The sequence below is a fragment of the Sphingomonas sp. Leaf33 genome (assembly GCF_001421785.1).
GTDB lineage: Bacteria > Pseudomonadota > Alphaproteobacteria > Sphingomonadales > Sphingomonadaceae > Sphingomonas.
Map to the genome: position 1 here is coordinate 687,632 of NZ_LMLB01000001.1, position 23,854 is coordinate 711,485.

A 23,854-nucleotide genomic window follows, 5' to 3' on the forward strand; every position below is an offset into this window, starting at 1 on the left:
CGGTTCTGACACCTTCGGCTGTTATTTGTTGCACGCCATCACCTTCAACCAAGCCGTCCCGATACGCACTGTGAAGGCTCTCGATCTTTGAGCGAAATTCTGTCGCAGACTAGCTCCTGAGGCGCAGCGCATCGACCAGCAAACGGAACGCCAAGGAGTTTTGTCGTCGGCTCGGATAATACAGGTGATAGCCCGAGAACGGCGGACACCAGTCAGCCAGCACGCGCACCAGCCTGCCGGAGGCGAGATCATCCTGAACCTGGTCAACGGGAATGGACGCCAGACCGTGACCGGCAAGGGCGGCCTTGCGGATCAGGCCTGAGGTATTGAACGTGAACTGGCCATCGACACGCACGTTGATCTGTCGTCCGTCCTTCTCGAACTCCCACGCGTAAAGGGCTCCCGCGGAAACCAGGCGCAGGTTGATGCAGTTGTGACCTACAAGGTCCTGAGGGCTTTCGGGCAGGCCGCGTGCTTCGAGATAGGCGGGCGTTCCGACGACGGCCATCTCAAGATCAGGCCCGATGCGGACGGCAATCATATCCTTCTCGATCGCTTCGCCGATCCGCACGCCAGCATCGTACCGCTCGGTCACGATATTCGACAGGCCGACGTCGATCACGATCTCCAGTGTGATGTCGGGATATGAGTTGGCGATCGTCTCCATGGCGGGCCACAAAAGGGTTTCCGCTGCATGCTCGGTGGACGTTATGCGGAAATGGCCGGCCGGCTTATCGCGCAGCTCGCCCAGCTCCGCCAATCCCGCCTCGATTCCGTCCAAATGGTTTCCCACCGTGGCAAGCAGCCGATCGCCGGCTTCTGTCGGCACCACGCTCCTTGTGGTGCGCGTCAGCAGGCGAACGCCGATGCGCTCTTCAAGCGCCCGGAGAGTATGGCTTAGTGCGGATTGTGAAACGCCGAGTTGAGCCGCCGCCCGCGTGAAGCTGCGCTCCCGTGCGACCGCAACGAACGCGACCAGATCGTTGAGGTTCTCACGCGCCATAAACGGGCCGCGTATCGGGAGGCCTGATGTGCGATAACGCGAGTTTCATGAGCAATGCTCATATCCTCTTGCATGCTTTCATGTCTAATTCTGATAGGTCCGAAAGGCTATTTCACATCCATCGAACAGCATGGATGAGCCCGTCACGGGCCGGAAAGCGATCATGATGAAAACCCGCATTCTTGGAAGCAACGGACCCGAAGTCTCGGCGATCGGTCTGGGTTGTATGGGCCTGACCTTCGGCTACGGCCCGGCGACCGATGCGTCGGACGCAGTAGCGTTGATCCGCGCCGCCTATGACCGCGGCATCACCTTCTTCGACAGCGCGGAGGCCTATGGCGCCGCCAACGAGGAGATGGTGGGCGAAGCGGTGCAGCCGTTCCGCGACAAGGTGGTGATCGCGACGAAGTTCGGCTTCAAGGACGGAAGCTCGGCCGCCGGCCTCGACAGCAGCCCGGCCCGCATTCGCCTTGTCGCCGAGCAGTCGCTAAAGCGCCTCAAGACGGACGTGATCGACCTGCTCTATCAGCACCGCGTCGATCCGAACGTGCCGATGGAGGATGTCGCCGGTACGGTGAAGGACCTCATCGCCGAGGGTAAGGTCCGGCACTTCGGCTTGTCCGAAGCCGGCATCGCCAACATCCGGCGCGCCCATGCGGTGCAGCCGGTCGCGGCGCTGCAAAGCGAGTATTCGATGTTCAGCCGTGAGCTGGAGGATGAGTTCTTCCCGGTTCTCGACGAGCTTGGCATCGGCCTCGTGCCTTTCAGCCCGCTCGGCAAGGGCTTCCTGACCGGCAAGATCGACACCGCTACCAAGTTCGCAGAGGGCGACATCCGCAATAATTTGCCACGCTTCCAGGACGAAGCGCGTGAGGCCAACGCCAACCTGGTCAAGCGCATCGGCGAGATCGCCGAGGCGAAGGCCGCGACGCCGGCACAGGTCGCGCTCGGCTGGCTTCTTGCGCAGAAGCCCTGGATCGTGCCGATCCCGGGCACCACGAAGAAGCACCGCATGGAAGAGAACGCGGGCGGTGCGGACGTTGATCTGACCGCGGACGATCTGAAGTCCCTGGGCGATTTGCTGGCGCAGGTCCCGGTGACGGGCGACCGCTACACGCCCGCCATGCAGGCGACGATCGACCGCTAAGCGCATCCGGGCGGCGCGCCTCGCGCCGCCCGCTTCCCACACGTCTCACAAGGACATTGCATCATGAACACCCCCGTATTGGAGGGCCGGATCGCGCTCGTCACCGGCGGATCGAAGGGCATCGGCTTCGGCTCGGCGCAGCGACTGATTGAGGAAGGCGCGTTCGTTTACATCACAGGCCGCGGCAAGGAAGCGCTCGATACCGCCGTGGCCCGCCTCGGCAGTTCGGCGATCGGGATCGAAGCCGATGCTTCGAGCAAGACCGACATGACCGCTGTCGCTGAACAAATCAGGCAACGCCACGGCAAGCTCGACATTCTTTTCGCCAATGCGGGCCTCGGCCATGCAACGCCGTTCCCCGACCTCACCGAGGCGCAGATCGACAAGGAGATCGGCGTCAACTTCAAGGGCGTGATCCTGACCGTCCAGTCGATGCTCGGCGTGCTGAGCCACGGCGCGTCGGTGATCCTCAATGCCTCGATCACCGCCGACATGGGTCTGCCCGGCTTCGGGGTTTACGCCGCCACCAAGGCCGCGGTCCGCTCGCTGGCGCGGAGCTGGACGACCGACCTCAAGGACCGCGACATCCGGGTCAACACGATCAGCCCCGGCGTCGTCCCGACCGAAGGATATAGCGACGAGCAGGGCATGAGCCCGGCGGACGTCGATGCGTATGTCGAGCGCGTGTCGAAGGAGATCCCGGCAGGCCGGGTCGGCACCTCTCGCGAAATGGGTGACGCCCTGGTCTTCCTGGCATCCGATGCCAGCAAGTACGTGCGCGGCATCGATCTCGTCGTCGATGGCGGCATGACCCGCGTCTACGCGGGCAAGGCCTGATGTCTGAATCAGCAACGAAAGGTCGATCGATGACGACGAGCAAACAGGACGAAATTCACATCGTCTGCACCGTACATGCCCAGCCTGAGCATCGGGACCGCGTCGGCGAACTGCTCCTGGAGCTTGTCGCGCCGGCGCGAGGGGAAGCCGGTTGCCTCTACTATGATCTCTATCAGGAGCGGGACCGTCCCGACACGTTCGTACTTCTCGACGGTTGGGCATCGGAGGCTGCGCTGGCCTCGCATGCCGTCCATCCGAACGTTACGCGCGTCGTGGATCAGCTTTCGCCGCTGCTCTCATCACCACTGGAACATCTGCATAGTCGCAGGATGTCCGACCCTGCCTGACCACGCGCACCTTCCCGCAAATGAAGGTTCAACGGGACGCGAGAGTGGGATGGCTGAGCAAAGCGACTGTCCTCATTGCGTGCCCCGACAGCTCTCCCACTCTGCTCGAAGCGCCTGGACCAACTCGGCCGCCGGCATCGCCCGCGCTAACGGTGCGCTTTGCCCGGCCCATTGAGCACCGAAACCATGCTCTCCTTTGGCCTTGGCGACCACGTGCAGTGCTTTACCGGCGTCATACGCAATAGGGTAATCAGGGGGCCGGAGATCGCCAACCGTAGCCGTAAGTCCGGTGAACCGGTTGGCGAGCGCCCGAGCGGATCGGCCCGAAATGAGCGACGTCAGGGTCGTGTGGTAAGCGCCTGGCCCCGTGAGCGCGGCACGATAGGCGTCATCGGCAGCGCTCTCGGGGCACGCAATGAAGGCGGTGCCGAGCTGCGCCGCAACTGCGCCCAGATTGAGCGCCGAGGCGATCCCGGCACCGTCCATGATGCCCCCCGCCGCTATCACCGGAAGTCTGGTCTTGAGCACCAGAAGCCGCGTCAGTGCGACAGTACCGAGCGCGTCGTCTGGCGCGGCGGGATCGAACACACCACGATGGCCGCCAGCTTCGATCCCCTGTGCGACAATCGCGTCAATGCCAGCCGCCTCGATCGCACGGGCTTCGTGCAGGCTGGTGGCCGTGGCCATCATCACGACGCCCCGCTCGCGCAGCGCCGTGATGACCTCAATTGAGGGCAAGCCAAAATGAAAGCTGATAACGGGCGGCGCTAGTTCCAACAGCATCGTCAGCATGTCGGCATCGTCGGCGAAGCTTTTGTAGATCGTTCGAAGTGCCATGGGGGGCTTGGCATCAAACTCCGCGAAAACCGGCGCGAGCCAGTCGAGCCAAGCGGCTTCCCCGACAGGATCCGCATTGGCGGTGCCATGAACGAACAGGTTGACGTTGAACGCTCGACCAGTCCGCGCGCGCGTCTCCTCGATCATGCCGCGTGCGCCGATAGCATCGGTTGCGCCAACGCCGATCGACCCTAAGCCGCCTTCGTTGGATACCGCGGCCGCAAGGGCCGGTGTGGATACCCCTGCCATCGGGGCCTGAACGAGGGGGACAGACAAGCCTAGTCGATCGATCACAGAAGTCGGCATCTGACACCTCAACGCGAGCTTGGCTGCCCATCGAGAAGACTACCAATCTACCGGGCATCGCTAAAGCTTCATAAGGTGTCACAACCGAACGGTTGTGACACCACGTGCCGGCGGCTTTCGACCGTTCCAATCCTAAAAGCTGACTGGCAGGAAAGTCCCCAGTTTTAGCCGTTCCGAGGTGCTGGTAGGCCTCACTCAAGCGGTAGGTCCGCGCACGTGAATGAGTGGCAGGTTTCGAGCAGCGGGAGGCGGCACGTGAGTGACCGGAATTGGGTCTAAACACCTCGTCCAGTTCGACCGACACGCGGTCGTTTGCGGCTTTTTCCTGTCCCGAACCGTGCTGGCTGAGCATCAGATTCTTGCAAGCCAAGCTGATGTACACGAAGCCTGAGGTCAATCGTCAAGGAAGCGGTTAGCGTTAAAGTGACAGCACTCGTGCGAGTCCATCCAGATGCGAGCGTGGCGTATGACGCAAACGACGCGCCTACCATCGACAATCGCGATTGGCTGGCACCGGCGTAACTGCCGCTGCACGACCTGGAGAATGCGCCGGCTGCGAGCTTTCGCACCGATGGCCGGTGCCGGTTTCCGCGTTGAACGACTTTTGCAGGTGGCGCGGGCACCCTTCCCGCTTGGCGCTCGATGGCAACATGGCTTCGCGAGAAGCCTGCCCAAGGCGATCGACTATGGCATCCGCCCGGCAACGGCCGTCTCATTCTCGCCTGAGTGTGAGTAAAAACGTGAAAAGCAATTAACATACGGCAAAACAACGATTTTCGGCGGATCATCCGCAGCGGCGGTGGCGTTCAGGTGGCTCGGGAGATCGAGCATGACCGATATTTCAGACGACGCACCGCCCACCACGCGCAAGAATGTTTCGCACGACCAGTCGATGACCGCGGTAGCAGTGACGATCGCGCGGCCAGCGAGTGAACTCTACGACTATTTCCGCGATTTTTCGAAGCTGCCGACCTTTATGGAAAATGTCGTGCGGGTCGAAAAGCTTGACGATACTCGCTCGCACTGGGAGGTGAAGGCGCCCGCCGGACAAACGGTCGAATGGACATCGACCGTCACGACAGACGAGCCCGGCCGCAGGATCGGCTGGCAGTCCGACCCTGATGCCGATGTGGAAAATTCCGGGACGGTCGAGTTTGCTGATGCGGGCGCGCGCGGCACCGTCGTCACCGCAACTATCGCCTACGACCCGCCCGCGGGCGCGATCGGCAAGCTGGTTGCCAAGATGTTTCAGCGCGAGCCGGCGATTCAGGCGCGGCGCGACCTGCGCCGTTTCAAGCAACTGATGGAAACCGGCGAGGTCGCGACCGCCGCGATGACGGTCGCCCAGCATGAGAAGGAAGACCGATAATGCGCGCCCTTGCCTGGCACGGAAAACACGACGTCCGCGTCGACACCGTCGACGATCCCGAAATTATCAACCCTCGCGATGCGATCATTCGCGTGACGTCCACCGCGATCTGCGGATCGGACTTGCACCTCTACGACGGTTATATCCCGACGATGCAGGCGGGCGACATTCTCGGCCATGAGTTCATGGGCGAGGTGGTAGAAACAGGTTCGTCCTCGACGTTGAAGAAGGGGCAGCGGGTTGTCGTGCCCTTCACAATCTCCTGTGGCGGCTGCTACCATTGCAAGAAACATCAATTCTCTGCCTGCGACAACGGCCTGCCCGCCGACAATCAGGATATTGCGCAGACTGCCTACGGCCAGCCGATGAGCGGCTTGTTTGGCTATAGCCACATGACCGGCGGTTATGCCGGCGGCCAGGCCGAATATGTTCGCGTGCCGTTCAGCGACGTTGGCCCGATTGTTATCCCCGATGGTGTTGAGGACGAGAAGGTGCTGTTCCTGTCCGACATCCTGCCGACCGGCTGGCAGGCGGCGGAATATGCCGAGATCGAGCCGGGCGATACCGTCGCCGTTTGGGGCTGTGGTCCGGTCGGATTGTTCGCGATCCAGTCTGCATTCCTGATGGGGGCTGAGCGCGTGATCGCGATCGATCACCGCGACGGCCGCCTCGCGCTCGCCAGGCCGTTCGGGGCGGAGACGCTGAATTTCGAGCGTGTCGATATTTACGATGCGCTGATGCAATTGACTGGAGGGATCGGCCCCGATGCGGTCATCGACGCAGTCGGGCTGGAGGCGCACGGGATGTTCGTCGACAATGTCGTCGATCATATTAAGGCGGCGACCTTCCTTGGCACCGATCGTACCCACGTCATCCGGCAGGCGATCCTCGCCTGCCGCAAGGGCGGGCGGGTGTCGATGCCTGCGGTCTATGGCGGGTTCGTCGACAAGTTTCCACTAGGTGCCTTCATGGAGAAGGGGCTGACGCTCAAGACCGGCCAGACCCATGTCCAGCATTACATGCCTGCGCTGTTGGCGGCGGTGCTAGAAGACAAGATCGACACGACCTTCCTCATCTCGCACCGCATGGGGCTTGAGCAGGCGCCCAAGGGCTATGACATGTTCAAGAACAATCAGGACGAGGTGACGAAGATCGTACTGAAGCCCGGCATGGCGGACAGGGAGGCTGCACGATGACCGGCAAGCTCGCTATCGTCACCGGCGCGTCGACCGGCATCGGCTTCGAACTCGCCACCTGCGCGGCTCGCGATGGTTACGACCTGATCGTCGTCGCCGACGAGCCTTTGATCGAGGATGCGGCACGCGATCTGCAGCAGTTCGGCACATCCGTCGAGGCGGTGGAGGCTGACCTTTCCTCGACTGAAGGCATCGACCGATTGCTCGCGACTGCCAACGGTAGGCCGATCGACGTACTGTGCGCCAATGCCGGTATAGGCACGGGCGGTGCGTTTCTCGACCAGCAGTTCGAAACGTGGCGGCACTCGATCGACACCAATGTCACCGGCACCATCTACCTTCTTCAAAAGGTGCTCGCCAACATGGTGGCGCGGGGGCAGGGGCGGGTACTCGTGACCGGATCGATCGCCGGCTATATCCCCGGCAGTTTCAACGCCGTCTATAACGCGACCAAGGCGTTCATCGATAATTTCACCGAGGCATTGCGCAACGAGTTGAACGAGGTGGAGGGTGTCACGCTAACGACGCTGATGCCCGGTGTTACTGATACCGAATTCTTTGCACGCGCCGACATGCTCGATACCGAGGTCGGGCAAGACGACAAGAAAGCGGACCCCGCGAAGGTCGCCCGTGACGGGTGGGGCGCCATGCTGGCGGGCCGCGGCCATATCGTGTCGGGACTAATGAATAAAGCGCAGGTGCTGGCGGCAGGCGTAATGCCACAGGCTGTGCTGGCCGGGGTGCATCGCAAGATGGCGGAGCCTGGCGGCGGCAGCGATTAGGCGGTTCTCTCTTCCAACGGGACCCATCGCTCCTAATACGTCGTTCGGGCTTTTCGTTTTGATCGATATCAGCAGGTGCGGAAACGCTGTTGCCGATCATGCGTAATGTCCATGTCCCCAAAAACTAAGGTCGAGCGGACGATCGTCGCCGGACCGTCGTGGTCCCCGCGGGGAGGCGATGACGCGTGGCCTTTCGGAAAGGTTCATGATGCGAGTGATGAGCCTTGTCCTAGGTGGTTGCATCAAGGCGCCTCCGGTCGCGTTCGGCCTGACCGCGGATACCGGCGGCCATATCACCTACGCGTTGGGCGCGGCGCAGGCTCTCGTGGCCCGGGATGACGTAACGTCGGTCGAGATCGTGACCCGACTGATCGACGATCCCATATTGGGCGCTGTTTACGCGCAGCCTTATGAACCGATCGAGGAGCGGCTGGCGATCCGCCGGATCGATACGGGCACGCACTCCTATCTGTCGAAGGAAGCAAGTGCCGCGGATCGACCGGCGTTCACGGCGGCTTTGCTGCAATACATAGCGGCGATAGATGAGCGGCCCGATGTCATTCACGCGCACTTCGCCGACGCGGCGGAGGTCGCCGCAGCCGTGCGGCGGCGTTTCGGTATCCCCTTCATTTACACTGCCCATTCACTCGGTATCGACAAAGCGGCCAGTTGCGGCATGACCGGTGGCGCGCTCGACGCACGGATCGCGCATGAGGGGCGGGCGATTATCGACGCGGATGCCATCATTGCCTCCTCCCGTGACGAGGCCGAACGTCAGCTGATGCTCTATCCGGGTGCCTCGCCGGAGCGTATCCATTGCGTTCCGCCGGGGGCCGCGCTGGATAGCGGCACGCCCGACACTGCTGCTGCTGCCGCGTTGGTCGCCCCGTTCCTGCGAGACCTTGCAAAGCCCATGCTGCTCGCCATTGCGCGGCCGGTGCATAAGAAGAACTTGGGCGCGTTAGTCGATTTGTACGCGGGCGACTCGCGCTTGCGCGCGCGATGCAATCTGGTGATCGTCGCCGGTCTGCGCGATGGACCGGACAGCGGCGACACAGAGCAGCGCGCGGTCGTTGGAGGCCTTATCGAACGGCTGGATCGGCATGACCTGTACGGATCGCTCGCCCTGCCGAAGCGGCATGCGGCCGGCGACGTCGCGGGGCTTTATGCGCTCGCGGCGGCAAGCGGCGGCGTGTTTGTTAATCCGGCGCTGACCGAGCCGTACGGCCTCACGCTGACAGAGGCCGCTACGCATGGCCTGCCGGTCGTCGCGACGATGCACGGCGGACCGGCCGATATTGTTGCGCGGCTGGGCCATGGCGTAGTCGCCGACCCGAATGATCCGGAGCGATTTGCCGCCTCAATCCGCAATCTGATCGACGATCGTGCAGCATGGCAGGCGGCGTCGACGAACGGCGTCGTGCGATCACAGGCGCTGGGCTGGCCGGCCTATGCGGCACGCTTCGTCGATATCGCACGCGGCGTGATCGAGCGGGCCCGTCGTCCGATGGCAGCGATCCGGCGCCCGGTGTTCGACGACCTGTTGCTAAGCGATATCGACCATACGCTGACCGGCTGCACCCAGAGCGCGGTGGCGCTCTGCGACCTGTTGCGCACGCGCTTGGCGCTCGGCTTTGGGGTCGCTACTGGCCGATCGGTGCAGGAAGCTCTGCGGTTGCTTGCCGAGTGGGACTATCCCGATCCTGACCTGCTGATCACGTCGGTTGGATCAGAGATTTATTGGCGGACCGGGCTGACGCTGGTCTCCGACGACGACTTCGCCAAGCATATCGCCGAGGGCTGGAGGCCGCGCGCGGTGGCAAGTGCGCTTGAGAGTCTGTCTGACCTCGAACCCCAGCCGCCGGTCGACCAGCGGCGGTTCAAGCTCAGCTATTTTGCCGCAAACGAGACCGTGGCATCCCGTGTCCGCGCGCGACTGGAGGCGGCGGGTGTCGCGGCGCGCGTGATATACAGCCACGGCCACCTGCTCGACGTCCTGCCGATGCGCGCGGGGAAGGGAGCGGCGATGACCTGGGCGGCCAGCCGGCTCAATCTGCCGCTGGAGCGGGTCCATGCCGCGGGCGACAGCGGCAACGACCTCGACATGCTTCAGGCCTGTCCGAACGCCATCGTCGTCGCCAATCACGAGGATGCGCTGGCACCGTTGCGCGCTACCGGTAGCGCCTATTTCGCGCGGCGCCCGCACGCCGGCGGCGTGGTCGAGGGGCTGCTCCACCGTTTCGAAGGAAAATCCCGATGACTGCGCCGATCGGCTATTTCGTCCACCACCAGGGGCGGGGCCATGCCGAGCGTGCCGCGGCTATCGCGCATGGCTTGCCGGCCGATCGTCCGATCAGCTTCTTTACCGCGCGTGCCGATATCTTCCCGGCCCTACCCGCCCACGCGCGCGTCGTGACGATCCCGTCACTGTTCGAACCGGGCTTTCCGACCATGCCTGTCTTTGCCGACGATCGCACGCCCGACACGCTGCACTGCGCGCCGCTGGGATGGGATACGATCACGACCGCGGTGGCCATCATCGCTTCGTGGTTCGATACCGCGCGTCCGGCGCTGTTCGTGACCGATGTATCGGCCGAACTGGCGCAACTTGCCCGGATCGCATCCGTGCCGCACGTCGCCGTCCTGCAGCATGGCGACCGATCAGATCCCGGCCACATGGCGGCTTATGAAGGCGCGGTCGGCATCCTCGCGCCCTATCACGCCAGCCTGGAGCAACCCGGTCGACCGGCGTGGATGAATGCCAAGACCCATTATGCCCCCGGCGTCGGCATCGATGCGCAGGGTCCCGACCGGGCCGCCGCGCGGGCTGCGCTGGGCCTGCCGCTGGACGCCGATATCGTCCTGGCGGTCGGCGGGGGCGGGGGCAGCGGGACGCCGGCGACGCCCCTGACGCTCGGGGCCCGCGGCGAGCCGGACAGCCTGTGGATCTCGATCGGTGAGATCCAGCATGAATGGCACGCGACGCCGCCGGCCAACCTGCGCCATATGGGCTGGGTGGCGAATCCCGAACGGTGGATCGCCGCGGCCGACCGCATCGTGTCGTCGGCCGGGAATACCACCGTTCACATGATCGCGGCGGCCGGGCGGCCTTGGGTCGTCGTGCCCGAATGGCGCTATTTCGACGAACAGCTGTGGAAGGCGCGGATGCTGCGCGCAGCGGGGGCGGCGGCGATGCTCGACCACTGGCCGTCGCACGTGCCGGCCTGGCGCGCGGCGTGGGCGGCGGCCGCCGCGTGCGACCTCGATCGCCAGCGCCGGCTGGTCGACCCCGATGCCGCCGCCGGCGTCGCCGCTTGGCTCGATCGCCTGGCCGGCTGGCGCGAAGCCCTGCCCGCGACCAGCCTGCTGGTTTCGGAGCGGATTGCATGAGCCTGTCGATCTGCACGCTCGGCAGCGGTCGCGATGCGCATCTGGTCAATCTCGTCCACGGACTGAACCGGCAGACGCTGATGCCGGCTGAACTGGTCGTCGGCGTCATGCAGGATCGACCGTATGACCTGCCCGACACGCGGTTTCCCGTACGGCAGATATTGTTGGGCGGCGGGGGCATTCCGCTGGCGGCCGCGCGCAACGCGGCGGCGCGTGCGGCGACACAGGCAGAGATCGCGTTCCTCGACATCGACTGCATTCCCGATCCGGCGTTCGTCGCCGACTATGTCGATCGGCTGGATGGCGGCGATGTCCTGCTGATGGGCGAAGTCCAATATCTGCCGGCCGCTGCGACCGCGGGTGGAATCGATTTCGAACACTTCGCCGCGATCGGGGAAACGCATTGCGACCGCGCCGGACCGCCGGTCGCGCCGCTGGGCACCTGTACCGACTATCGCTGTTTCTGGTCGCTCAACTTCGCGATGCGCCGCGACCGTTTCCTGGCGCTCGGCGGGTTCGACGAACGCTATGTCGGCTATGGCGGTGAGGATACCGATTTCGGCCGGGTCGCCTTCACCGCCGGCGTGCCCTTCTTCTGGACCCGCGGCGCGCGGGCCTATCACCAGCACCACGCCCATCACATGCCGCCCGTCCATCATGTCGGCAGCGTCGTCGCCAACGCGCGCGCGTTCCGCGACAAATGGGGCGAGTGGACGATGCCCCACTGGCTGCGCTGTTTCGAATTGATGGGGCTGATCGCCCGCGACGGTGACGATTACACGATCCTGCGCGTGCCCGACGAAGCCGATCTGGCGCTGACCCGCCAGCAGTCGCACATGCCTTATGCTAGCACGGCGCGGGTCATGGCGCTGCTTGAAGCTCGGGCACCGGCGATGGCGGCGGCGTAGGCTGCTTCGTAGCGAGCGATCATCGCCGGCGCACTGAACATTCTTTCCGCCCGCGCGCGACAGGCGGCGGGCGGGATCGTTGCGGTCTCGCGCATCGCCGCCGCTAGGCCATCGACCGTCATGGCGCACGTTCCGCAGTCACCGATCACTTCGCGGAGCGCCCCTCGGTCGAGCGTTGCCACCGGCGTACCGCACGCGAGCGCCTCGGCAGCGACCAAACCGAACGGCTCGTCCCAGCACGGCGTGCACACCAGCATCGCCGCAGCCCGCATCCGCGCGGCCACCGCCTTGCCCGACAGATGGCCGAGGTAGCGGTGCGGGCCGGTCATTAGGGGCTCCACCCGCGCGAAATAATCGGCGCAATCGACAGGTCCGACGACGTCCAGGCCGATCCCGGCCTGCGTCGCCGCTAGCAAGGCCTCGCGCGTTCCTTTGTTCGGCGTAATCCGCCCGCACCACAAGGCGCGTTCGCCCTTGACGGCCGAGAATGCAAAGCGGTCGAGATCGATGCCATTGTGCGCCACATCGATCCGTCCGTCGGCCACTCCGTCCCACAGCGGCAACTGGCTGCGGGACGTGACCGTCAGCCGCAGGCATGGCGCCGGATTGCGTGCGATCGCATCGCGCAGGCGGGCGAACGGGGGCACGTGCAGCGAGGTTACCATCGCCACGCCGTCGCGCGCCGCCCAATCGTGGATCGGGGCCGACAGGCTGTTGTTGTGCACCACGTCGAACCCGCCGGTGCGGATCGCAGCCCAGGCACCGGCATAGGCGTTGTCGAGCCAGTCGCTGAGGTCCTGCCGGCCGTGCCACAGCGCCCAGGGCATCAGCTGTTCATAGGCTTGCGGCGCGATCGGATGGGCCGGCAGGTCGGTGGCGCTGTCGCCGCTGGCGAACAGGGTGACGTCGTGTCCCGCCGCACCGAGCGCGCGGACCAGCAGCGCGCAATGCGCCTCCATCCCGCCCATGAACGGCTCGGCGATGGGATGACGCAGATGTGCCACGACGGCCACTTTCAATCGCTGTCGCATGCCCATCCCTGCATTATTTAAGTTTGAGTCAGCGCTCGGCGTACGTTGCCGTTCCATCGTTTGCCGGGCAAAGTCGGAATTTCGCCCGGCGTGCGCAATCGCATGTTTCGTGATGGAGACAAATCGGTCTGTCGTCGGCCAACTCGTGACCGCGTCTGACTCCATTAGTCACCGGTCATGACTATCGTCATCGCCCAGGTGCGGGTCGACTTGATCCTGCCATTGGGACTATGCTGTCAGGACACGAAGGTGCTGTGGAAACCGATAGGCAATGTGGTGTCGGCACGTCGGCAACTCGCCCGGCAACGCTCCATCTGACGGAAGCATCAGGTCGATCGAGAGCCGGTATCAAACACGATTTAGTGCGCGATCGGCGCGTGGTTGAGGATCACTTCCGCCAGCATCTAGCCAAGTTCATGGTACCTGTGCGGCTAGGCTTGAGTTCGCTCACCATGACGCCTGCATTGACGAATGCCGCACCAACCAGTGCGAATGCCGGCAAGCGGTCACCCACCATCCGACCAACCATGCCGCCTAATACCGAATCGCTTGCGCAGATAATAGTTTTGCACGTCGGCGATAACGCCTTTTGCGCCCAGTTCATGTTAACTGGATGAGCGCACTGGCCACGCCCAAGCGACGGCGGCTGTCAGCCAGACCCAAAAAAAGTTGGCAATGCCTCATCCTTGCTGGTCGCGACGGCTTAGTTGGTTCGATCGGCGATCGCCTTGGCTAAGGCGACAGGGCGCAGGCGGCGTTTGCCCCGTTCAGGTAGATGAGAGGTCGCAACGAAAGCGGTGTAGCCCGTGGACATGATCGGTTTATCGCAGACGTCGAACATCCCCTTCATACCACAATCGTGAGGTGGTTCTCGAGCTGGAGCAGCCTTGCGGGCGACGCCCATTGGTCAGTGATCGTGGGGTAGGTCGTCGTTGAACGAACGGAAGCTTCTGGGGGAGTGCATTTGTTGCATCGAACGTCTGGGTCTACTGCTGCCCAACCGCAAACAGGTCATAGCATCTCGAAAGGGCGAACCGGCGCGGCCGGCTCGCCCCTGCGCGGTTACGCCAACGTGCGCACGCCGGGTTCGCGGTCGTAGAAGCGTCGGGCCGCGGCGGCGACGAAGCCGTCTCCTAGGTCCGTCACGCCCGCGTCCCGCTCGACACCAGCCTTGTCGAGCAAGGGTTTTGCGGCATCGCTCGCGCCAATCGCCTTCAGATGGCCGAACGCGTCCATCACGAACTGGACGGCGGCGGCTTCCTTCACCAGTGCCGCACACCCCTCGGCCGATACGACGATGGCGACCGCGTCGAAAATCTGGCTCGGCGTGCCCGCCAGCTGTCCGTCAGCCTTACGCTTCGACCCGTCGGCCAGTGTCGCGCCGCCGACCCTGGGTGCGACCAGCACCGCCTTGCCCTTCGCCGCGGTGACGGCCGCGACCAACGCGTCGATCTCCCCGCCGTCGCTGCCATCGGTGACGAGAATGCCCACGCTGCGGCCCTCCAGCGTGTTCTTCATATTCTTGTGGATCGACAGCGCATCGGACGGCGCCATGTCGACCGGCTCGCGCGCAGGAGCGGCCTTTTCGGGGAGGTCGATGCCCAGCCCGTCGGCTACGCGGGCGGCAAGGTTCTCGTCGACATTGCGCAGGTTCGCAACCATCCGCGGCGGGACCTGATCGAGCACGCCGACCTTCGACAGTTCGAATACGAAGGACGAGGCGATATGCGCCTGCTCGATCTCGGTCTGCGAACGATAGAACAGCCGCGCCTGGCTGTAGTGATCCGCGAACAGTTCGGCACGGATGCGTAACTTGTCGCCCTGCTCGTCAGGCCCTGTGGCGGCGTTCACGGTCGTAAAGCCACGCTCAGCGCTTTCGCGCGGCCCGCCGTCCTCGCCATGCGCGGCCAAGCTGTTGGGCTCGTAATTGGCACGGCCCTTGGGCACATGGGTCTGCATCTTGCCGTCACGCTGGAAATTGCCGAACGGGCAGCGCGGGGCGTTGATAGGAATCTGGTGGAAGTTGGTCGTCCCCAGCCGCGAATTCTGCGTGTCGAGATAGCTGAACAACCGTCCCTGCAGCAGCGGGTCGTTCGAGAAGTCGATGCCCGGCACGATGTTGGTCGGCAGGAATGCGACCTGTTCGGTTTCCGCGAAGAAATTGTCCGGATTGCGATTGAGGGTCAGCGTGCCGATGATCCGGACGGGCACGTCGTCCTCCGGGATCAGCTTGGTCGCGTCGAGCACGTCATAGGGCTGCGCGCGCGCGAAGTCCTCGTCGAACACCTGGATGCCCAGGTCCCATTGCGGAAAGGCGCCGGTGTCGATCGCTTCCCACAAGTCGCGGCGCTGATAGTCGTTGTCGGCGGCCTGAAGCTTCAGCGCCTCGTCCCAGATCGTCGATTGCAGACCCAGACGCGGCTTCCAGTGGAACTTCACGAAACTGGCCTTTCCGTCGTCGTTGACCAGCTTGAAGGTGTGGACGCCGAAGCCCTCCATCGTGCGGAAAGACCGCGGCAGGGTGCGGTCGGACATCGCCCACATCAGCATGTGCGTCGTCTCGGGCATCAGCGATGCCCAGTCCCAGAAGGTGTCGTGCGCGCTGCCCGCCTGCGGATATGCGCGATCGGCCTCCATCTTCACCGAATGGACCAGGTCGGGGAACTTGATCGCGTCCTGGATGAAGAAAACGGGGATGTTGTTGCCGACCAGATCCCAATTGCCTTCGCAGGTGTAGAACTTGACCGCAAAGCCACGGACGTCGCGCGGTGTGTCGACGGATCCTGCGCCGCCGGCGACCGTCGAGAAGCGAACGAAGACCTCGGTCTGCTCGCCCTTGGTGAAGACCGCCGCCTTCGACAGGTCGGAGATATCGTCGGTCGCCTCGAACACGCCGTGCGCGCCGGAGCCGCGGGCGTGGACGATCCGCTCCGGGATGCGTTCGTGGTCGAAGTGGAAGATCTTTTCGCGGAGGACGAAATCCTCCAGCAGCGTCGGGCCGCGCGCCCCGGACTTCAGGCTGTTCTGGTTGTCGCTAACGGGCACGCCGTGGTTGGTGGTCAGGACGGGGGAGTCGCCAGCTGCGCGCTGGTGCGTCTCGCCACCATTGCCGGTGACCGTGTTGCTATCGCTCATGAAAATCCTTCGTGCGCCGTTGTGGGGCTCGGGAGTTGGAACGAAGCAGCGCACAGAAAGCCCCACCTGCGAACGCTTATCGGCGGGGATTGATCGTGATCGTAAACGTCGCGCCTTGAAGGTACCGATACGACGACCGATATGTTGCGGTGCAGCAAAAGTTTAGTCAACGAGGCTTCTGCCCCTTAGCGATGGGAGCCGCTATGCGACGGCTTAACGACACGATCAGGCGCTTGCGGGCGAACCTGCCGAGCGCTGGCAGCGTTGGATCGGCGCCACGGTCGACGCGCCTCCAGCCCTTCGCGATGGCACGACCCAACCCCGGCGCGCTCTCCGCCAAGGCATTCGTGCCGACCGGCGGGTCGGGCGTGCCGCTGGTGGTCGTACTCCACGGCTGTACTCAGACCGCCGATGGCTATGACGTCGGCGCTGGCTGGTCTGCTGTCGCCGAGCGGAACGGCTTCGCTGTCCTGCTGCCCGAACAATCGGTCGGCAACAATCCCAACCGCTGCTTCAACTGGTTCCAGCCCGGCGACACCCGTCGAGACAGCGGCGAAGCGCTGTCGATCCGCAACATGGTGGCCGAGATGGTCGAGCGCCGCGCGATCGATCCGGCCCGCGTCTTCGTCACCGGCCTGTCGGCGGGTGGGGCAATGGCGTCGGTGATGCTCGCCGCCTATCCGGAGGTGTTCGCCGGCGGCGCGATCATCGCTGGCCTGCCGTTTGGCACCGCAGATACCATTCCGCAGGCGTTCGATCGGATGCGGGGGCATGGATTGCCCGATGCGGCGCAGCTAGGTCGGCTCGTCGCCCAAGCGTCGGGTCACGCCGGGCCCTGGCCGACGGTGGCGGTCTGGCACGGATCGGCTGACGCCACCGTCTCGCAATCGAACGCGGAAGCGATCCTCGACCAATGGCGGGCGCTGCACGGCGTCGCCGCGGCCCCCGATCGGCGCGACATCGTCGACGGCGCGGTGCGGCGGCAGTGGGCCGATGCCGGTGGCCGCGTCTGCCTGGAGGACTATCGCATCACCGGCATGGGGCACGGCACGCCGCTCACGTCGACCGGCACCGGCGCGTGCGGTTCGCCGATGCCCTATATGCTCGACGTCGGGATATCGTCGACTTGGCATATCGCATCGTCCTGGGGGCTGGTCGATCCGTCGTCCGGCGACCTCGCGATTGCAGACGAGCCCGTCGCGAGGGATCGCGAACCGTCATCGCCGCCCATGCCGCATGCTATCGATGTCCAGGCGACGATCGAGCAAGCCTTGCGCTCGGCCGGCCTGATGCGCTGAGGAGCTTTTGCGGATCGGCAACCCGGAAAAGGCTGACACGGCGCGAAGGAACTTGCGACCGTTTGATCGACCGGGCCACTACCTGGCCGTCAACCTGCACAGCTCGAAAAGGACAAGACGTTGGATGGGGCGGCTGACGCTTAACTAGAATGGGCACCACCGGTCGAGAACCGACAGCGAGTGCTGGCCAACCACGCGCCGGACCACCTGACCGAAAGGCTGCTTTCGGGAAGCGCGAAAAGGCGTGCTGTTGGCGACGATTGGGTCTCCGCAGCGCCTGAGCAACTGACTGCGACGTGGTCAATCTTGACTGCCACCGTGCCATCGTTCTTCCAAGACGCGCCGCTTGGGACGGTCGCAACTTTCCCGTTTCTCCGTCTCCACCTGACAGTTTCAGGAAAATGCCTTCGGGCACAGATTTCGGGAAAGCAGACCCCTCTGGCGTCCGTCAGCTCGATCGGCGCGGCGGGATTCCTGTCACAGTATCCAAATCGGGAAGCCTCAAGCCGTCCTCACGCGACCTTTGCTTGTAGGAAATTAGATCGAACGAGCTTGCCTTGCTGTGTTGTTAGGGTAAGACGCTATCTTCCTTTTGCCACGGAACTGTCTCGATGCAGAATTACTGCTTCGGGTTCGTCTTGATGTCTTTCGCAATAGTGGCACCGACGACGGCTGGCGCATCCCACGACGAGCACGCAAAGTCGCGCTTCGCTGCGTCGGCCCCTGCAAAGCGCGATGGCGACTGGCTCGGGACGCTGACGCTTCCGTCAAAGGCGACGTTGCGGATCGCAGTGCATCTGCGCTTCGGTCAGGACGGTATAGTGCGCGGGAGTCTCGACAGCCTCGACCAGCGCGTCTGGGATATTCCGCTCGACGCGGTGTCGGTGACGCCGACAACGTTGAGCTGCACGGTGCCGAGCATCGGTGCCCGCTACACAGGGCGCTGGAATGCGCGGACCAGACGCTTCGTCGGCGTGTGGGAGCAAGGCGGTGCGCAATTCCCATTGGCGCTCACGGCGAACGGACCTCCGCCCCGCCCCGCGGCCACGACGGACGCATGGACGCTGCCGTCCGATGCCGAGATCGGCGACCTGCTCGACCGGCGCATCGCACAGCGACCGGGCGAGGCGATCGTCGTGGGCGTGATCGACGAAACCGGCCGGCGGATCATCACGCGCGGTCCCGCGCGAGCGGACACACTGTTCGAGATCGGCTCGATCACGAAGACGTTCACCGGGCTTCTTCTGGCCGACATGGTGGCACGCGGCGAGATCGGACTGAATGACCCTGCCGCAAAATATCTGCCGGCAGGCTGGACGCTGCCGGTACGGGGCTGTCCGATCACCCTGCTCGATCTGACGACGCATCGATCGGGGTTGCCGCGAGTGCCGCTGGACATGCCCTTCAGTGATACGGGCAATCCCTACGACGATTACACACCGGCGCTGATGCGCGCGTTTCTGAAAACCTGGGTGCCAGATCGCGAACCGGGCGTGCAGTTCGAATATTCTAACCTCGGCGTCGCGCTGCTCGGCCAGATCCTCGCTTGGCGGGCGGGCACCGATTACGAAACGCTGGTGCGGACCCGTATCACCGGGCCGTTGCATATGGCGGACACAACGGTACGCACCACGGACGAGGATATGCGACGTCAGGCGACGCCGCATGATGAATTCCTGCAACGCGTAACGCCGTGGAAATGGACCGGCGGTGCGATGGTCGCGGCCGGGGGCCTGCGATCGGATGCCGACGATATGCTGAACTATCTTGGCGCGCATATCGGCCTTGTGCCGACACCGCTTAAACCGGTGATGGACGACATGCGGGTCGTCCGTGCCGAGGGCGATGGCCCCAAAGCAGGTAGGGGCATCGGCTGGATGGTCGCGACGACGCCGGTCGGCACGATCGTCACGCATGGCGGCGCAACTGGCGGCTATCTTGCAAATGCCGCGTTCGATCCGGTCCGTCGGCGCGGCGTGGTGGTGCTGGCCAACGCGATGACGCAGCCGGGTGTGGAAGATATCGCCATGCACCTGCTGACAGGGTCGCCGGTCGCCGCCACGCCGCCCCCACCGACACCGCCCGCCACCCGGCCGGTGGTCACGATGCCGCCGGCCGCACTGGACCGGTTCGTCGGCCGTTACCGGCTCGAACCGGATCAGGTCATCACTGTATTCCGATCCCGGGATCGTCTGATGATCCAGTTGACCGGGCAGCAGGCGGTGCCGATCCATGCGTCAGGACCGTTAGAATTCTTCGGAAAGGTCGTACCGTTCGACCTGATCTTTCGTGAGACAGCCGGAAAGATTGCCGCCGTGACGTTGCGGCAGAATGACGAGGAAAAGCTCGCGCCCCGCATCTCGGTGCCGTAAAACGGATCATTGCAGGACAGCGTCGCCCACGCCGTCCAACACCTTTCCGCTCTTGCTTCTATCTGTGCATGAAGTTTTGGGAAGATGATCCCATTCCCACAATTCCATCTCAATCGGGAAGCGTCTTCGTGTCAGATTAACGGGATGCCATAAGCGTAAAATTTGTTGTCGCGTGTCCACCCGGTCTTTTCATAAATCGACTGAGCGGTCGTGTTGGTGACAGCGGTAGAGAGCGAAAGCCGCGCTGCGCCGACGTTCCGGCCATACTCACATGCCCCATCCAGCAAGGCGCGTGCGGCGCCCATGCCGCGCGCGTCAGGGGATACGAACAAGTCATTGAGGATGAACGTGCGCGCGAGCCTTGCTGAAGAGAATGACGGAAACAGCTGTACGAAACCAACCGCCCGGTCTCCTTCGCAAGCTAGCAGAATGATTGATTGCTGATGTTCGAAGCGATCGAACAGGAATGATCGAGCGCCGATCAGGTCGGACGGTTGCTCATAAAATTGGCGGTAGGCGTCGAACAACGGCACCAGTTTGTCCAGATCAGCGATGATGGCTTGGCGAACGATCAACGACGGCGACTCCCACAACGGTTTATCCTTCCGACGGCGAGCGGAACGGCGACAGCACGATAGTCGATAATTCGCGTCAGCAATCGACGCCAGCTTTCTCGAAACTCGCTTCCAACGGAACGGCGTCCGACCCCTCAATCACCAGTTCTTTCTGGGAATCCTGCGGTATCAACGCGCTACCCCCGCAGCGCCGCTTGTCGTCCTGATCGGTGCTTCCAGCGTCTTCAGATGCTCGGTCGCATTGCTGTTGCCGGGATTGAGAGCCAGCGATCGTTTGAAATGCTCGATCGCACCGGCGCGGTCGCCCGTCACCTCCAGCGCTTCGGCCAGACTGTCATGCACGTTCCAGCTTCCAGGGTTATTGGCCGCGTTCAGCCTGAATATGGCAAGAGCCTGATCCGGCTGCTCCTGCTCGCGCAGCTTGTATCCCCAGGCATTCAGTTCGGCCTCGCTCGGCTTCGCCTGCATCGAACGCAAGATGCGCGGTGCCTGCTGGAAGCCACGGCGAAGCAGTTTGGCACGAAACGCCTTCACGGCCGGCGGCAGGCCGAAGCCATCGGCCTCGTGCATCCCGGGAATGTAATAGGCAGCGACCTCGTCGATGAAATATTCCGGGTTGGCGCCCTGAAGGTTCGTCAGCACGACGACCGACAGGTCATCCTTGGGATAGACGAAGAAGGCCGATCGCATCCCACCGATCGGGCCGGCCGCCGGATGGTCCGTCCGCATCGTCACTGGCCAGCCCAGCCCCGATCCGTTCAGCAGCTCGTTCGTCCCCGCCGTGGTGCCGTCGTTCAGCATAATCGGCGTCCACAAGGCAGTGACGCTGGCGTTGTTCTTGAGAAGCTTGCCGGATTGAAGCGCGATCAGCCATTTCGCCACATCGTCGGCCGTGGAGAGGATGCCTGCCCCTGTCCTGAAATAGCCTGGAAAGGTCGCGTAGGTCGCCAATAGCCGGTCGCCTTTCCGCCAGACGCCATCGGTGTTGGCGAGATAGGAATAGCTGCGGGCCGTTAGCGGGACGACGTCGGAAGAATCGCCAAACCGGGTATGCGACATTCCGGCGGGTTCGAACTGCTGTTTCGCGATGAACTCCGCAAACGGCATTCCGCTCAGTTTGTCGATGATCCTGCCCAGCATGACGTAGCCGGTCTGATTGTAGCTGTATCGTGCGCCGGCCTTGAACTCCAACGGTAACGTCTTCACCGCCGCCCATGCCGACGCCTCCGTGCCGTCACCGATCAGATGTTCCTTGTCATCGATGATGTTCGGCAGCCCCGAGACATGAGACAGGACCTGCCGGATCGTGATCGCCTGCCAGGTTGGTGGCAGGTCATCGAGATACTGGGAAACCGGATCGTCGATCCGCAGCTTGCCTGCCTCGGACAGCTGCATGATCGCGACGCCCGTGAACGCCTTGGTGCAGGAATTGATTGAGAAGACGCTGGACGTGGTAGCGGGCACATCATGCTCCACGTCGGCGATGCCATAGGCTGCCGATGCCACGATCTTCCCGTGTTGCACGACGGCGACCTGCAGCGCCGGTATGTGCTCCTTCTGCATCTTCGCCTTGAGGAATGTCGCCAACCCGTCTTCCGGGGCCTGGGCATGAGCAGGCGTTGCGAACAGGAGGAAAGCCGCCAGTACCAGCTTGTTCATGCGATGACCCCGAAGGAGAAAGCCCGCCGTCATCCTCGCATATGTGTATTACTATGGCAACACGGCTCGATGAGTGAGGACCGCTATGATGGCAAACCCGTCATTGACTAATCACGCTGATTGCAACTGCGTCTGACGTTTGCCAAAGTGTGTTGGTAATATGATACAGTAGTAACGGCCACATTCAGGAACAATGGTGATACAAAACTACCTCGCCAAGCTACCCGTCATCGTTGCTGTCATGACGATCGCGACGGCAGCACATGCGTCCGAGACGAAGCGTCCCGTGCCGCGCTTCGAGAAGTCGAGTGCGCCGTGAAGGTGGTGCCCGGCGAGCGGATCGAATGTGGCTTCCTGTATGTGCCCGAAAACCGTCGAAAGGCGCGCAGTCGCACGATTAGCCTGCCGGTGATGATCTTTCGCAGCACGGCCGCCACCCCCGCGGCCGATCCCGTCGTCTATCTCCCCGGCGGGCCGGGCTTGAGCAGCATCGACGGACGCACGACGGGCAAAGGCAACCCGTTCCTGATGGAACGCGACCTGATTCTTCTCGAAGGGCGGGGCAACAAGTTCGCTCGCCCGTCGCTCGCGTGTCCCGATATCAACGTCCTCCGCGCCCAGAATGCGGATACTGCCACGCAGACCGAGGCAGTCGCACGGTGCCGGGCGGCACTGGTCGCATCCGGGGTCGACCTCGATGGCTATACCTCGGCCGAAACCGCCGACGACCTCGATGATCTCCGCCGGCTGCTGGGTATTCGGAAATGGAACCTGATCGGCTTCTCCTATGGCACGCGCCTCGCGCAAACGGTCCTGCAACGCCACCCCGAAGGGCTGCGGAGCGTCGTGCTGGATTCGGTCCTGCCGATCGACGTCGACTACGACGAAACCGCCGCGTCTTCGCTGCGACGGGCGATCGATGCCTTGCTGGCCGGGTGCGCGAACGACCCGGATTGTGACACCCGATACCCGGACCTTCACGCTCGCTTCGCCAAGCTCGTCGCCGACGCCGATCGAACCGGGGTCGCAGCACCGGATCGTATGCTGCGCGGTCGCGATATCGTCGAAGCCGTAGGCACGGGTCTTCAGCAGCCCGCCACCATCCCCACCTTGCCGCGGATCATCAGCGAGGCGGCAGATGGACGGTTGGCCGGATTGCTGCCGCTGACCCAACAGACTCCATCGAGTTTCAACTGGGGGTTGCGCCTGTCGATCTGGTGCGGCGAGGAGATGCCGTTCGAGATGGTTTCGCGGATGGCCTCGCAAACGTCCCCGGCGCTGGGCCTTGGTGGCGTGGACAATCGTGCCGCCACGCCCGAGATGTGCGCCGCATGGCGCGTGTCATCCGCTGACGCTAAGGCGAACGAGCCGGTCAAAAGCGACGTGCCGGTCCTCATTCTCGCCGGAGAGTTCGATCCCGTCACGCCTCCCGCGTGGGGGCGTCGTCTGCTCCGCACCATGCCGAACGCGCGGTTCGTGCAGATACCCGGCCAGTCGCATGGGGCGATGTTCAACCGGTGCGGCGGCCAGATGACCTTGGCGTTCCTTCATGACCCCGGCGCGCCCCTGAGCGGGGACTGCATCGCGAAGCTGCCGGGAACCGTCTTCGGTCCCGACGCGGGAATTGCAGCGTCGCCCATGAAGTGAGCACGACCGTACCGG

General features: G+C 63.7%; 20 protein-coding genes. 14 read left to right on the forward strand and 6 right to left on the reverse strand.

Annotation, left to right across the window (positions count from 1 at the left end):
• Positions 1 to 109 precede the first annotated feature (109 nt).
• Positions 110 to 1,003 (reverse strand): LysR family transcriptional regulator, encoded by an 894-nt coding sequence (locus tag ASE86_RS03470; RefSeq protein WP_056422376.1) that lies wholly within the window; start codon positions 1,001 to 1,003, stop codon positions 110 to 112.
• Between the two features lie 166 nt (positions 1,004 to 1,169).
• Here ASE86_RS03470 and ASE86_RS03475 point away from each other — a divergent pair, with 166 nt between their 5' ends.
• From ASE86_RS03475 to ASE86_RS15615, 3 genes are all read left to right on the forward strand, one after another.
• Entirely contained in the window at positions 1,170 to 2,150 is a 981-nt protein-coding gene (locus ASE86_RS03475) for an aldo/keto reductase (RefSeq protein WP_056426547.1), read from the forward strand.
• A gap of 78 nt (positions 2,151 to 2,228) precedes the next feature.
• Complete coding sequence (locus ASE86_RS03480; protein WP_235523976.1) at positions 2,229 to 2,987, forward strand: SDR family oxidoreductase; 759 nt, start codon at positions 2,229 to 2,231, stop codon at positions 2,985 to 2,987.
• Between the two features lie 29 nt (positions 2,988 to 3,016).
• Positions 3,017 to 3,334, forward strand: coding sequence for a putative quinol monooxygenase (locus ASE86_RS15615; protein ID WP_082441649.1), 318 nt, complete (start codon positions 3,017 to 3,019; stop codon positions 3,332 to 3,334).
• A 72-nt stretch (positions 3,335 to 3,406) separates the two neighbouring features.
• Here ASE86_RS15615 and ASE86_RS03490 read toward each other — a convergent pair whose 3' ends face one another.
• On the reverse strand, positions 3,407 to 4,477 hold the full coding sequence (locus tag ASE86_RS03490) for an NAD(P)H-dependent flavin oxidoreductase (RefSeq protein ID WP_056422383.1): 1,071 nt from the start codon (positions 4,475 to 4,477) through the stop codon (positions 3,407 to 3,409).
• Between the two features lie 829 nt (positions 4,478 to 5,306).
• On the opposite strand from ASE86_RS03490, the gene ASE86_RS03495 reads away from it, so the two are divergent.
• From ASE86_RS03495 to ASE86_RS03520, 6 genes are all read left to right on the forward strand, one after another.
• Complete coding sequence (locus tag ASE86_RS03495; protein ID WP_056422385.1) at positions 5,307 to 5,846, forward strand: SRPBCC family protein; 540 nt, start codon at positions 5,307 to 5,309, stop codon at positions 5,844 to 5,846.
• On the forward strand, positions 5,846 to 7,042 hold the full coding sequence (locus ASE86_RS03500) for a zinc-dependent alcohol dehydrogenase (protein WP_056422388.1): 1,197 nt from the start codon (positions 5,846 to 5,848) through the stop codon (positions 7,040 to 7,042). Before ASE86_RS03495 ends, ASE86_RS03500 begins: the two co-directional genes overlap by 1 nt.
• Positions 7,039 to 7,824, forward strand: coding sequence for an SDR family NAD(P)-dependent oxidoreductase (locus ASE86_RS03505; protein WP_056422391.1), 786 nt, complete (start codon positions 7,039 to 7,041; stop codon positions 7,822 to 7,824). The genes ASE86_RS03500 and ASE86_RS03505 overlap by 4 nt, the downstream gene beginning before the upstream one ends.
• A gap of 217 nt (positions 7,825 to 8,041) precedes the next feature.
• Entirely contained in the window at positions 8,042 to 10,084 is a 2,043-nt protein-coding gene (locus ASE86_RS03510; protein ID WP_268795304.1) for an HAD-IIB family hydrolase, read from the forward strand.
• On the forward strand, positions 10,081 to 11,214 hold the full coding sequence (locus ASE86_RS03515) for a hypothetical protein (protein WP_056422394.1): 1,134 nt from the start codon (positions 10,081 to 10,083) through the stop codon (positions 11,212 to 11,214). The genes ASE86_RS03510 and ASE86_RS03515 overlap by 4 nt, the downstream gene beginning before the upstream one ends.
• The gene (locus ASE86_RS03520; RefSeq protein WP_056422395.1) at positions 11,211 to 12,122 is read left to right on the forward strand and encodes a glycosyltransferase family 2 protein; all 912 of its coding nucleotides are present in this window, start codon (positions 11,211 to 11,213) and stop codon (positions 12,120 to 12,122) included. The genes ASE86_RS03515 and ASE86_RS03520 overlap by 4 nt, the downstream gene beginning before the upstream one ends.
• Here the strand turns inward: ASE86_RS03520 and ASE86_RS03525 are convergent.
• A complete protein-coding gene (locus ASE86_RS03525) occupies positions 12,056 to 13,126 on the reverse strand; it encodes a glycosyltransferase (protein ID WP_162233300.1) in 1,071 nt (356 codons plus the stop codon). The two genes, ASE86_RS03520 and ASE86_RS03525, sit on opposite strands and share 67 nt — an antisense overlap.
• Positions 13,127 to 13,330: 204 nt before the next feature.
• Between ASE86_RS03525 and ASE86_RS15875 the strand changes: the two genes are divergently transcribed.
• A complete protein-coding gene (locus ASE86_RS15875; protein WP_156347012.1) occupies positions 13,331 to 13,471 on the forward strand; it encodes a hypothetical protein in 141 nt (46 codons plus the stop codon).
• A gap of 744 nt (positions 13,472 to 14,215) precedes the next feature.
• Here ASE86_RS15875 and ASE86_RS03530 read toward each other — a convergent pair.
• Positions 14,216 to 16,288, reverse strand: a complete 2,073-nt coding sequence (locus ASE86_RS03530; RefSeq protein ID WP_056422400.1) for a catalase — start codon at positions 16,286 to 16,288, stop codon at positions 14,216 to 14,218.
• A 305-nt stretch (positions 16,289 to 16,593) separates the two neighbouring features.
• Between ASE86_RS03530 and ASE86_RS03535 the strand changes: the two genes are divergently transcribed.
• Complete coding sequence (locus ASE86_RS03535) at positions 16,594 to 17,586, forward strand: alpha/beta hydrolase family esterase (protein WP_235523978.1); 993 nt, start codon at positions 16,594 to 16,596, stop codon at positions 17,584 to 17,586.
• 641 nt (positions 17,587 to 18,227) lie between these two features.
• Positions 18,228 to 19,958, forward strand: coding sequence for a serine hydrolase (locus tag ASE86_RS03540; RefSeq protein ID WP_162233301.1), 1,731 nt, complete (start codon positions 18,228 to 18,230; stop codon positions 19,956 to 19,958).
• A 131-nt stretch (positions 19,959 to 20,089) separates the two neighbouring features.
• On the opposite strand, the gene ASE86_RS03545 is transcribed toward ASE86_RS03540, so the two are convergent.
• Together ASE86_RS03545 and ASE86_RS03550 are read right to left on the reverse strand one after the other, a co-directional pair.
• Positions 20,090 to 20,533 (reverse strand): GNAT family N-acetyltransferase, encoded by a 444-nt coding sequence (locus ASE86_RS03545; RefSeq protein WP_200911478.1) that lies wholly within the window; start codon positions 20,531 to 20,533, stop codon positions 20,090 to 20,092.
• 168 nt (positions 20,534 to 20,701) lie between these two features.
• On the reverse strand, positions 20,702 to 22,192 hold the full coding sequence (locus ASE86_RS03550; protein ID WP_056422412.1) for a serine hydrolase: 1,491 nt from the start codon (positions 22,190 to 22,192) through the stop codon (positions 20,702 to 20,704).
• A 193-nt stretch (positions 22,193 to 22,385) separates the two neighbouring features.
• On the opposite strand from ASE86_RS03550, the gene ASE86_RS16615 reads away from it, so the two are divergent.
• Complete coding sequence (locus ASE86_RS16615) at positions 22,386 to 22,511, forward strand: hypothetical protein (protein WP_268795305.1); 126 nt, start codon at positions 22,386 to 22,388, stop codon at positions 22,509 to 22,511.
• Positions 22,508 to 23,839 (forward strand): alpha/beta hydrolase, encoded by a 1,332-nt coding sequence (locus tag ASE86_RS03555; RefSeq protein ID WP_056422415.1) that lies wholly within the window; start codon positions 22,508 to 22,510, stop codon positions 23,837 to 23,839. Before ASE86_RS16615 ends, ASE86_RS03555 begins: the two co-directional genes overlap by 4 nt.
• Positions 23,840 to 23,854: the final 15 nt, after the last annotated feature.